Source organism: Chryseobacterium gleum (assembly GCF_900636535.1).
Lineage (GTDB): Bacteria > Bacteroidota > Bacteroidia > Flavobacteriales > Weeksellaceae > Chryseobacterium > Chryseobacterium gleum.
In genome coordinates this window covers 55,149-67,229 of sequence record NZ_LR134289.1, presented here as the reverse complement: position 1 = coordinate 67,229, position 12,081 = coordinate 55,149, and the positions used below count along the sequence as shown (strand labels likewise).

Sequence of the window (12,081 nt, the reverse complement as noted above, 5' to 3'; positions counted from 1 at the left end):
TTTCTTTATTTTTGATAACATGAATTTATATGATCTTTTCATAAAGCCTTATGAGAGCTATGATACCTTACAGATTATACTGGAAGCTTCAGGAGCTGTATTAGGAACCTTAAGCGTCTATTTTTCGATTAAAAAAAACATATGGGTATACCCCACCGGTATTGTTTCTACAATGATCTATGTGTATATTCTCTTCAACTTTGGTTTATTGGGAGACTGCCTGATCAATGTATATTATACCATCATGAGTATCTACGGGTGGATTTTATGGGCTAAAAATTCCGAAGATCATATTCATGTGGACGTTACCTGGGCTGCCGGAAAGGAATGGATCTATGCCAGCATTCTTTTTATATTGAGCCTCGCGCTTGTTACTCTTATTTATTATTATAAACCTTATATTGATAATCAGTTTTCTATGGAAGGAACCAGTCTTGGATTATATCATCTGGATTGGGCAAACTGGATGGATGTTTTCACCACTTCAATATTTTTAGTAGGAATGTGGTTTATGGCCAAACAGCGCATTGAGAGCTGGATTTTCTGGATTATCGGAGACCTTATTTGCATCCCTATGATGATTTTTAAGGGACTTGGAATCACTTCGGTTCAATATTTGGTATTTACTATAATGGCGATCTCAGGATACGTCAATTGGAAAAAAAGTTTTAAAGAAAAAAGTACAATAAAGTCATGAAAAATTTATTTAAAATAGCAGTCAGTATTTTTGCTATTGCCAGTTTAACATCTTGTTTAGCATATACCGACGGATACGGTAGCAATAATGGAGGTTATTATGGAGATCCCTATTATAACAACGGATATTACTATGCTCCTGCAGGATACTACGGAAGCGGTGGATACTGGGGCAACGACGGCTATTATTACAGAAACAACGTTAATTATTACTATGATAATGGCATCCCTTATTATTATGACAATTATAATAATTCCAGAAGAAAAGTCTATGTAGAAAGAAGGTCTGCTTCTTCAAGACCTCAGAACGGATTCCAGAATACCCGTACAACAAATAATAACGGTTCATACAATAATAACAGCGGAGGATTCAATAATAACAGAAACTCCAACAGCAACAGCGGATTCAGAAACCAGAACAGCGGTTATCAGAACAATCAGGGAAACCAGAATAATAGTGGGTTCAGAAACCAAAACAATGGGAATCAGAACAACCAGAACAACAACGGTTTCAGAAATTCCAATAGTAATAGCGGATTCAGAAATTCTGAAAGCAGCAGATCAGAATCTTCCGGTGGTGGATTCAGAAACAGCTCAGGCAGCCAAAGCACCAGCTCCAGCAGACAGCAGAGCGGCGGAGGCGGTTTTAGATAAAACGATTATAAATAAGAAAACGAACAGCTAACACTGTTCGTTTTTCATTTTAAATATGTTAATTTTGCTTCTTCATTTAACAAAAAAATATGGAATTTTATAAATATCAGGGAACAGGGAATGATTTTGTAATGGTAGACAACCGTGATCTGCAATTTACTAAGGATAAAGGTATTATTGAAAAACTATGTGACAGACGCTTCGGAATAGGTGCTGACGGTCTTATTCTCTTGGAAAACGATCCCAATTATGATTTTAAAATGGTATACTATAATTCTGACGGAGGTGAGAGTACCATGTGCGGGAACGGAGGAAGATGTCTTGTAGCTTTTGCTTTTTTCCTGGATATCTTTGAAGATAAATGCAGATTCATTGCGACGGACGGCGAACATGAAGCTGAAATTCATAACGGAATTATTAAATTAAAGATGATTAATGTAGACGCGGTATCCCATGACGGAAATGACTTCGTTCTGAATACCGGTTCACCCCATTATGTAAAATATGTTGAAAATCTGAAGGATTATCCTGTGTATGATGAAGGATATGGAATCAGAAATTCTGAAACTTATAAAGAAAAAGGAATCAATGTGAACTTTGTAGAAAAAATTTCAGATAATGAAATTTTTGTAAGAACCTATGAACGAGGCGTTGAGGACGAAACTTACAGTTGCGGGACAGGAGTTACGGCTTCTGCTTTAACTTTTCTGCAAAAACACAATCTAACCTCTGTAAAAGTTAAAACCTTAGGTGGAAATCTTAAGGTATATGCTGAAAAAAGCGGTGACTCATTCCGGAATATATGGCTGGAAGGTCCTGCAAAGCAGGTTTTTAGAGGTAAAACAGATCTTCTTTAAAAACAAAAACTTTTAATCAACATTAACAGGAATGAAAAAAGCTATTCTCATTATCATTCTGCTGGTTTTTATAGTGGCAGGATTTTTTGGTTTGAGATTTTATAATAAATATTTAGGAAATAACGTAGAAAAAGAAGGTTATGTGCTGATTCCTCACAGGGCAGGTTTTAAGCAGATCCTTGACTCTATTGCTCCTTATATGAAAGACAGGGAATCTTTTGAAGCAGTGGCTAAAGAAAAAGGTCTTGATACGAATTTTAAAGCAGGACGTTATCACATCCAAAGCGGAACAGGAAACAAAAACCTTGTCAATATGATTAAAGCAGGAAACCAGACAGCAAATTCTTACAGGATTGGTGATTTTGGGGATATGTATCAGATGATTGGTAAGGTTACCAAAAAAACAGAAATAGATTCATTACATTTTGTAACTGATCTGGATGCTGTTGCACAAGAGAAAGGATACAAAAATGCTGAGGATTTAAAAAAATATTTTTTCATTGATACGTATAATTTTTTCTGGACCGTAAGTCCGAGAGAATTTTTTGCCAAGTTTGAAGATCAGTATAATGATTTCTGGACGGCTGAAAGAAAAAATAAAGAACAGCAGTCCGGTCTCACAAGAGATCAGATATATGCTCTGGCCTCTATTGTCTATAAGGAATCGGGAGGAAAAAAAGATGAGATGAAAACGATTGCCGGATTGTATTTAAACCGTTACAGAAAAGGAATGAAACTTCAGTCTGATCCTACGGTAATTTATGCGATCAATAAACAGACTAATTTTAAAGAACCTATAAAAAGGGTATTATATAAGCATTTGTCTACACCATCACATTATAACACTTATGCCAATGCAGGGATTCCTCCGGGGCCAATCTGTGTAGTGGATAAAAACTCAATAGATGCTGTTTTAAATGCTGAAAATAACAATTATATATTTATGTGTGCCGATCCTTCAAGACCCGGATACCATAAGTTTACGGCAAGCGCTGAAGAGCATGCTGTAAATGCAAAGGCTTATCAGGACTGGCTCAATTCAAAAAATATAAAATAGGCTTAAAAAGCACCAAGAAACTTATACAGTTAGAAAACAATAAACGCGACCATAATATTTTGATGATCAAACAGATGTGAAATTCAAAATATTAAGGGTTATTCTTTCACGATCTTATACAAAAAAATAACCTATGAAGAATAAGACAGAAATTGTCACTATTTTCACCAGAAAAACTTTAGGACTTACGTTAGTACTTTCAGCGGCAGCATTAGCTTTTGCACAGGAGAAAGCTGGAGTTTCAGGGACTATTGTCAACAAAAAAAACCAACCGGTACCTTATGCCTCTGTGACTTTCAGTAATAAGACCAACAAAACATTAAGCGACGCTGTACTGACAGATGAAAAAGGACAGTATAAGATTCAGCTTATGCCCGGCGATTATGAAATTACAGTAGAAGCTATTGATTACAAGAAAAGTGTAGTCAGCAAAAATATTGCAGCAGCAGGTAATATCGGGGCTTTGTCTATTGAGGCTGAACCTACTTCTACTGTTGACGGTAAAACAAAAGAAATACAAGGCGTTGTGATTACTGCTTCAGCAGCAAAACCTTATAAAGTAGAGCTTGACAAAAAAACATATGACCCTTCACAGGATATTGTGAGTAAAGGAGGAACCCTTCAGGATGTTTTAACCAATGTTCCTTCAGTTTCTGTAGATACAGATGGAACGGTATCCATGAGAGGAAGTTCCAATGTAAAATTCCTGATCAATGGGAAGCCTTCTGCCCTGCTTGGGATTGACGATGGTGCAAATGCACTGCAAAGTATTCCTGCTGATCAGATTGATCGGATCGAGGTCATTACCAATCCTTCTTCTAAGTTTGAAGCCAGCGGAACTGCCGGTATTTTAAATATTATTTTAAAAAAGAATAAAAAGACTGGTTTTAACGGAAGTGTTACAGGAACGTTAGGATATCTCCCACAAACTTCTCTCAATACTAATCTAAGTTGGAGAAAGGGTAAATTCACATGGTTCCTAAACGGCGGCGGCGGATACAGAGAGTCCAAAAATACTAGTAGAAATGATGCATGGTTCAACAGCGGGATCAACAAAGAGACCCATAATGAATCCATCAGCAAAAATAAAAATGACAACTACAATGCTACCGGAGGTCTGACTTATGATATTTCTGATAAAACATCTGTAAACGCATCCGGTACCGTAAGAACCTTTGACAGCGACAACACAGGAAATATTAACTATTTTGACTATCCTTTCAGCGGAGGAAATATTTTCAGACAGAGAGCCAGTATTGGAACAGGAAATAATCTTGCTTTTCAGGGAGATTTTGGTTTAGACCATAAATTTGATGATAATGGCCAAAATTTATCTGTTTCACTAAGCTTACAGAGAAACCGTTCCAACAATGATAATGATATCAATGATACGACAAACGGTATTTTCCAGCTTCAGGACCTTGTCAATCAGAGTACACTTAATAAATCTATTATTGCTAAAGCCGACTACGAGCTTCCTATCGGGGAAAATTCCAAAATCGAAGCTGGTTACAGACTGGATCATAACGACAATGATTATAGTAATGTTGTGAGGCAAAGACCAGCATTAAATCCTGCATTGGTGTATCTTGATAAATACACCTACAATGCAAATTACAAAGAAATGTTTAATGCTTTTTATCTTCAGTTTAAAAGTAAAATAGGAAAGTTAGGCTATCAGATTGGGCTTAGAGACGAATTATCAAAAGTAGATGTTGATTATCTAAACCGTGAGGGTACTGCTGTAAATAAATCTAAAACTTACAACAACCTTTTCCCAAGTGTATTTTTAAGTTATGAAATTGCAAAGGACAATCAGTTTTTAGTGAACTATTCAAGAAGGATAGACCGACCTCGTTCTTTCTTTTTGATCCCGAATCCAAATTATAATGATAATCAGAATCTTTTTGACGGAAACATCGATCTGAATCCCTCTTATGTAGATTCTTATGAGATTGGCTACAGTATTTCTAAAAAGAATTTTACCATCAATCCTACAGTTTATTACAGGCATACCACTGATGATGTAAAAATGTTGGTATATGATGAAAATGTTGCCTATACTGATGCCAATGGAAATCCACAGACTTTGGTTGCTTTCCATACCAAGCCAATTAACTTAGGAACTGATGATCGCTACGGACTGGATCTAAACTTCAACTGGGATGCTACAAAATGGCTTAAATTCTTAGGAAATGTAGACTTATTCGGATATAAAACGACTGGAACTTATTTTGATCCTGAAATCATGGAAAAACCTGCACCTTTTGAAGGAAGTGGATTTTCCACAAGAGCAAGGCTTACTTCTACGTTCAAAATCGATAAAACTCTGAACTTCCAGCTTCAAGGGTTCTATAGAGGAGGACAAAAAACAGCAAGTATCGACAGAAGAGATATGTATGCACTTAATTTTGGTGCATCCAAAACAATATGGAATGGAAACGGAACCATCAGTTTTAATATCCAGGATATTTTCAATACAAGATCTATGAGGTCTACAGCATATGGTCCTAACTATACCAGAGATAGCTATATGCAGTGGCAGCCAAGACAATTTGCCCTGTCATTTACCTATAGATTTAAGCAAGGAGAAAAAATTGAACAGCCTAAAAAGAAAAAGGATATCAATTCCAACGCAACGGGCGACGACCAACAAGGCGGTCCAATGTAACAGAATATAATACAACTAAAAAATCCCGAAAATATTTTCGGGATTTTTTTATTAATGCACCTTTGCTTTTCAATGATGAAAATTGTAAACTAAAAATATAAATAACTGATAGTAAGGTTAAAAACTTTTATATTTACCTCGTAAAACATAGAAACATCTTTATAAACTAAAAATAACCTATGAACTTTTTTCAAAGAACTCTGTCAATAGCACTGCTCTTCCCTATCTTTATTTTAGCACAGACACCTGACAAACAAAAATTGAAAGAATACATTATTCCTGATAAAGGTGACACGATACGTTTTTATATTCATACTACAGATCATCTACCAAAGGAAAAAGTATTTATCTATCTGCAGGGAAGCGGTGATTTACCTATGGTAAATGGTGATGATACAGAACCCTGCTGTTATAATAACTATCCCAAAAAATTAATGGCAGAGTTTCCAAAGGATTATGCATTCGTTTATATACAGAAAATCGGACTGCCCTATTACTCAAAAACATTAAATAATTATATACCTTCCCCAACATTTACCCGAAGAAATAATGTGTCAGACAGAGCTGAAGTCGCCAATAAAGTTGTTAATTTCATAAAGAAAAAAACCTATCCCAATGCTAAAATAATTGCTGTTCTCGGCCATTCTGAAGGTAGTGATGTGGTAGCAAAACTGGCAACTCTCAATAAAAATATCACTCATATTTGTTTTTCAGCAGGGAATGCGACCCCTCAGATATTTAATGATATACTTTTTACGAGAAGACAAATGCAGGAAGGAAAATTAAGTGCCAGCCAGGCCCAGGATAAAATTGATGAACTGATGAAGGGATATAATAAGGTTTATCAGGCTCCTGATTCAGTAAAAGATTATTTTAATGGTGATACCTACAAATGGAATGTTGCTATAAACGAACCTCCTGTAGAAAATCTTCTGAAATTAAAAATTCCCATCTTCATCACCATCGGAAGCCATGATGATAAGGTACCCGTAGAAACCAGCGACTTAATTACCGCAGAATTTATCTGTCATAGAAAAACGAACCTGAAAAGCAAAGTTTATCTGAACTGCAATCATAATTTTGAAGAAATAAAAGAAGACGGAACTAAAGTAAGCCATTGGAAAGAAATGTTTTTTGATTTCCTGAGTTTCATTGATAAGGACTTGAAATAGAGAAAATTTTAAAACTATATCTGTAAAATAAAAAGCTGTAAAATGATTTACAGCTTTTTATTTATAATCTTTGAAATATTTTGTCTGAATTTATTTTACAGGCTCTGCTTTCGAGTATTTCTCTTTTTCAGCTTCATAGATTCTTCTTCTCAGATCGCTGGTAGAAAACCTGTGGTCTCTTTTGTTGTAAAAGATTTCAATTCCTTTTTCTTCACAGTATTTTTTACCTGTAAAGTCTTTGTCCATATAATCATCTCCGATGATTCTTACATCAATTACGAATGATTTTAAAATATCCAACAGATCTTCTTCCGTGTAATAAGGAATGATCTCATCTACAGCATTTACTGCTTTCAGCTGAATGTACCTTTCAACGATAGTCTGACTTGGCTTATTTTTGTTTGGACGATCGTGGGATGGATCGATCTGAAGTCCTACGATTAAATAGTCACATACAGTTTTAGCTTCTTCAAGCATTTTGATGTGTCCTGCATGCAATAAGTCAAATGACGAAAATGTAATACCTATTCTCTGTGTCTTCATATTAATTTAAAATTAAAACTCCGCTGAAATAAGTGATCCTTTTAAGAACACAAGTGATTCAGGGAAGGTGTTTTGTAATTTGTTTTATATTTAATTATTCTTTCCAAACGTAAATATAGCAATACTTAAGTTTATGAATTTCTGCTGTTCAGATATTTCTGCCACTCCCATACTGTTTTTAAAGCTTCCTCAAGGGACGTCTCAGATTTCCAGTTGAGTTCTCTTTCTGCTTTTTCAGGATTCGCATATGCTATTGTAATATCTCCTTCTCTTCTGTCACATATCTGATAGGGCACTTCCACATTATTAGCCTTTTCAAATGCTTTTACCACTTCCAGCACAGATGATCCTTTTCCTGTTCCCAGATTATAAATATCAATCACTGTTTCTGCTGAAGAGTCTTCTATTAGTTTTTTCAATGCTGCAACATGGGCTTTCGCCAGGTCAACAACATAAATATAATCACGGATAGGAGTTCCATCTTCTGTAGGATAATCATCTCCCCAGATATTCAGTTTCTCTCTTACTCCTGACGCAGTCTGCATTACGTAAGGCACCAGGTTATTGGGAATTCCGATCGGCAATTCGCCAAGTTTGGCAGATGGGTGTGCGCCAATAGGATTGAAATATCTTAACAACGATATTTTACTGCCATAGGCCTTCGCAAAATCAATCAGGATCTCTTCTCCCATTTGTTTTGTTTTTCCATATACACTTTCCGGTGTTTTTAACGGAGTATTTTCATCTATCGGCATTACATCTGCCTGTCCGTATACCGTACAAGACGAACTGAAAATAAAATTAGAGATTTTTCTTTCCTTAAATTCCTGAAGAATATTAATTAAAGAGAACAGATTATTTTCATAATAATCTATAGGTTTTACCTGACTCTCTCCTACTGCTTTAGAAGCTGCAAAATTGATACATCCATCAATCTGATGCGCATCAAAAACCTGAGTAAGCAGTTCTTTTCTTCTCAGGTCAAAAGGATAAAAAGCAGGCTTCACCCCTGTAATTTTCTCAATATTATTTAAAATAAACCTCTCCGTATTGGATAAATCATCAACAATAACCACTTCAAAGCCGTTATTGATAAGTTCTACTACAGTATGAGAACCAATATATCCAAGTCCCCCGGTAACAAGTATTGCCATTTTTATTTTTTAATCTTCGCTTTTTCCTATCTGTTCTATTTCATGTACTCCGTCATTCTTTTTCACCTTAAACACATTTACAATCAATAAACACAATATGAATATGATTAAAAATCTAAAAGTAAAATGTTCCAAAACATAATATCCGTTCAAAAATCCAAACAATAAAGGATAGCCTAAAATAATTATGGATAGTAATAAACTGAGATTTAGAAACAAAATAGCTTTATCATATTTTTCAATCAGATTGACAAATGCAAATGAATTGATAACTAACGAAATAACAATAAATAATGTTTTAAACAGGCTAAAGTCATTAAATATTTCAAGAATCCAAAATGCTGATATTATAAAAAGTAGTAAACTAGTTATTACCGCTAAGTAGTATACCAGCTTATATTTAAATATCTTTCTTTTCATTATCCCATAAACTCAAGCACTGCATCCGTAATATACTTCAGCTGCTCTTCGTCTAATTCTGTATGCATTGGTAAAGAAATTACCTGATCCAAAAGTTTATCGGTATTTACAAAATCTGCAGGATTACTTTCCTGGAAGTATGCTTTTTGTTTTCTCAATGCTACAGGATAATAAATCATTGCAGGAATTTCTTTTTCCGCCAAAAACTTCTGAAGTTCATTACGTTTACCGTTCAGGATTCTTAAAGTATACTGATGGAATACGTGAGTAGAATTTTCAGCTCTTTTTGGAGTCAGGATATCCGGATGACCGGCAAATGCTTCATCATAAAAATCTGCTGCTCTTCTTCTTGCTTCGTTATAAGAATCAAGGTGAGGAAGCTTCTTTCTTAAAACTGCTGCCTGAATGCTATCCAGACGTGAGTTTACTCCAACCTCATCATGGTAATATCTTTCATACATCCCGTGGTTTACAATTCCTCTTAAACGGTGAGCCAGTTCATCATTATTGGTAAAAATAGCCCCGCCGTCTCCGTAGCATCCCAGGTTTTTTGATGGGAAGAAAGAAGTTGTTCCAACAGTAGACATTGTTCCGGCCTGTTTTACCGTTCCGTCCGAGAATGTATATTCTGAACCAATTGCCTGAGCGTTGTCTTCAATAACATATAAGTTGTGCTCTTCAGCAATTTTTAAAATTTCTTCCATATTGGCACACTGTCCGAAAATATGTACCGGGATAATCGCTTTTGTTCTTGGTGTAATTGCTTTTTTAATCTGCTCTGTGGAGATTGTAAATGTATCATAATCTACATCTACCAATACAGATTTCAACTTAAGCAGGTGAATAACTTCTACCGTTGCAGCAAAAGTAAAATCAGCTGTAATAATTTCATCTCCTTCTTTCAGATCCAAAGCCATCAGGGCAATCTGTAATGCATCTGTACCATTGGCACACGGAATCACATGTTTTACGTCTAAATAAGACTCCAATTCATTCTGGAAAGACTTTACTTCAGGACCGTTGATAAATGCCGCAGAATCCATTACATTTAAAACTGCATTGTCTACATCATTCTTTATTTTGTAATACTGACTTTGCAAGTCAACCATCTGAATTTTTTTCATATAATAAATATTTCTGTAAAAATAAGGATTTTAATATCTGATCAAAAATTTTATTGATTTTGTTTTTATCTTTATACAAATAAATTTTATGAAAAAACTTTTACTCTTTTGTTTCCTAACAAGTTACCTTACTGTTTCCGCACAAACCGAGCTCGTCTTCGTTTACTTTATGGATAAGCCGAATAAGGCTGCATTTTATGCAAATCCACTCTCAGAACTCAGTCAGAAATCCCTCAACAGACGTACCACGCTGGGAATACCTCTGAATGATCAGGACGCTCCTATTGAACAGTCTTACATTCAGAATCTTCAGAATTTAGGATTTACCGTTACTGATTATTCAAAATGGCTTAATGGTGCAGCCGTAAATGCCACTCCTGCCCAAAAAATCTTACTGCAGTCACAGTCTTTTGTTTCCTCTGTTGAAAGCTTTGCCAGAAATAATTCCGGTACATTGAAGACAGCACCTTCAAAATGGAAAGACGATGCAAGCATCAATAAAACACTGACCAACTTTAATTACGGTTCAGGCGCTGCACAAATTGACCAGGTTAATATACGCCCTCTTCATCTGGCCGGCTTTACCGGAACCGGAATTTCTATAGCAGTCATTGATGCCGGATTTCCCACTGTGAATACAGGTGCAGCATTCGCAAGGTTATGGACCAATAACCACATCAAAGCATCTTATGATTTTGTTACCAAAACTGCAGATATCTATAATACTGCTCTCAGCACTCATGGTTCTGTTGTTTTAGGAACTATCGGCGGATATCTGCAAAACACTTTTGTAGGGGCAGCCCCTGATGCGGATTTTTACCTTTATCGCAGTGAAAATGCTGTGGTAGAGATTCCTGAAGAAGAGCTATATTGGATTGAAGCGGCTGAGGAAGCAGACAGAAAAGGTGTAGACATTATTACTTCATCACTGGGGTATAATATTTTCGATGACAGCCGTTACAATTATTCTTATGCAAATATGGACGGAAACACCTCTTTCATTGCACGTGGGGCAGGTATTGCCGCAGAAAAAGGAATTTTTGTTCTTGCCGCTGCCGGTAATTCGGGACAGCAGCCGTGGCATTATCTTCTGACGCCATCTGATAATGCTAAAGTCTTCTCTATCGGTTCTGTGGATTCTGCCGGAAATGCGTCCGGATTTTCTTCTTTCGGGCCAAACTCTTTAGGCGTGGTAAAACCAGACGGAAGTACTCAGGGAACCGGTACAACAACGGTTTATGATAATGCTACAATGGTGGTGAACGGAACCTCCATTGCCACTCCTATTGCCGCAGGAGGGGTGGCGTGTCTTATCCAGGCATTTCCAACCATGAACAGGGAACAGATGAGAACAAAATTGAGACAAACCGCTTCCCTGTATCCCGCTCATTCGGATCAGATCGGATATGGGATCCTTAATTTCGGGAGCTTATACAATCTCGTTCTGAACACTTCTGAAATCGTAAAAAAGGAAAAGTTTTCCCTATTTCCGAATCCGGCGAAAAGTATCCTGAATATTGCGTCAGAACAGGAAATTCTTTCATTAGAAATTTATGATAACCTGGGAAGACTCATCAGGAAAAGCAACAACCAGAAATCTATAAAAGTAGAGGATTTTGCAAAAGGAACGTATTATCTGAAGATTCAGATGAAGGATAAGGTCTTCTATGAAAAATTCTTGAAGGAATAATTATTTGTTTCCCGCAGATTGTGCAGATGGATTACAACATAAA

General features: G+C 36.0%; 10 protein-coding genes. 7 read left to right on the top strand and 3 right to left on the bottom strand.

The features are described 5' to 3' along the window. The first annotated feature begins 19 nt into the window (after positions 1 to 19). The 6 genes from pnuC (at position 20) to EL165_RS00245 (ending at position 7,107) form a co-directional block, all read left to right on the top strand. Positions 20 to 697: a nicotinamide riboside transporter PnuC gene (gene pnuC, locus EL165_RS00270; RefSeq protein WP_002980359.1), complete on the top strand. Its 678-nt coding sequence runs from the start codon at positions 20 to 22 to the stop codon at positions 695 to 697. Then, positions 694 to 1,350, top strand: a complete 657-nt coding sequence (locus EL165_RS00265; RefSeq protein ID WP_002980362.1) for a hypothetical protein — start codon at positions 694 to 696, stop codon at positions 1,348 to 1,350. Before pnuC ends, EL165_RS00265 begins: the two co-directional genes overlap by 4 nt. Positions 1,351 to 1,439: 89 nt before the next feature. Beyond that, entirely contained in the window at positions 1,440 to 2,207 is a 768-nt protein-coding gene (gene dapF / locus EL165_RS00260; protein ID WP_002980364.1) for a diaminopimelate epimerase, read from the top strand. Between the two features lie 31 nt (positions 2,208 to 2,238). Then, entirely contained in the window at positions 2,239 to 3,264 is a 1,026-nt protein-coding gene (gene mltG / locus EL165_RS00255) for an endolytic transglycosylase MltG (RefSeq protein WP_002980366.1), read from the top strand. A 133-nt stretch (positions 3,265 to 3,397) separates the two neighbouring features. Beyond that, positions 3,398 to 5,935 (top strand): TonB-dependent receptor domain-containing protein, encoded by a 2,538-nt coding sequence (locus EL165_RS00250; RefSeq protein ID WP_002980369.1) that lies wholly within the window; start codon positions 3,398 to 3,400, stop codon positions 5,933 to 5,935. A 179-nt stretch (positions 5,936 to 6,114) separates the two neighbouring features. After that, positions 6,115 to 7,107, top strand: a complete 993-nt coding sequence (locus tag EL165_RS00245) for an acyl-CoA thioester hydrolase/BAAT C-terminal domain-containing protein (protein WP_002980371.1) — start codon at positions 6,115 to 6,117, stop codon at positions 7,105 to 7,107. 90 nt (positions 7,108 to 7,197) lie between these two features. On the opposite strand, the gene EL165_RS00240 is transcribed toward EL165_RS00245, so the two are convergent. The 3 genes from EL165_RS00240 to EL165_RS00230 all read right to left on the bottom strand — a co-directional run bounded on the left by EL165_RS00240 (position 7,198) and on the right by EL165_RS00230 (position 10,348). Beyond that, a complete protein-coding gene (locus tag EL165_RS00240) occupies positions 7,198 to 7,650 on the bottom strand; it encodes an adenylyltransferase/cytidyltransferase family protein (RefSeq protein WP_002980373.1) in 453 nt (150 codons plus the stop codon). A 131-nt stretch (positions 7,651 to 7,781) separates the two neighbouring features. Next, entirely contained in the window at positions 7,782 to 8,804 is a 1,023-nt protein-coding gene (gene galE, locus EL165_RS00235) for a UDP-glucose 4-epimerase GalE (protein ID WP_002980375.1), read from the bottom strand. A gap of 419 nt (positions 8,805 to 9,223) precedes the next feature. Continuing rightward, positions 9,224 to 10,348, bottom strand: a complete 1,125-nt coding sequence (locus EL165_RS00230) for a DegT/DnrJ/EryC1/StrS family aminotransferase (RefSeq protein WP_002980378.1) — start codon at positions 10,346 to 10,348, stop codon at positions 9,224 to 9,226. Positions 10,349 to 10,436: 88 nt separating this feature from the next. Here EL165_RS00230 and EL165_RS00225 point away from each other — a divergent pair, with 88 nt between their 5' ends. Further along, positions 10,437 to 12,038 (top strand): S8/S53 family peptidase, encoded by a 1,602-nt coding sequence (locus EL165_RS00225; protein ID WP_002980380.1) that lies wholly within the window; start codon positions 10,437 to 10,439, stop codon positions 12,036 to 12,038. The last annotated feature ends 43 nt before the right edge of the window (positions 12,039 to 12,081 follow it).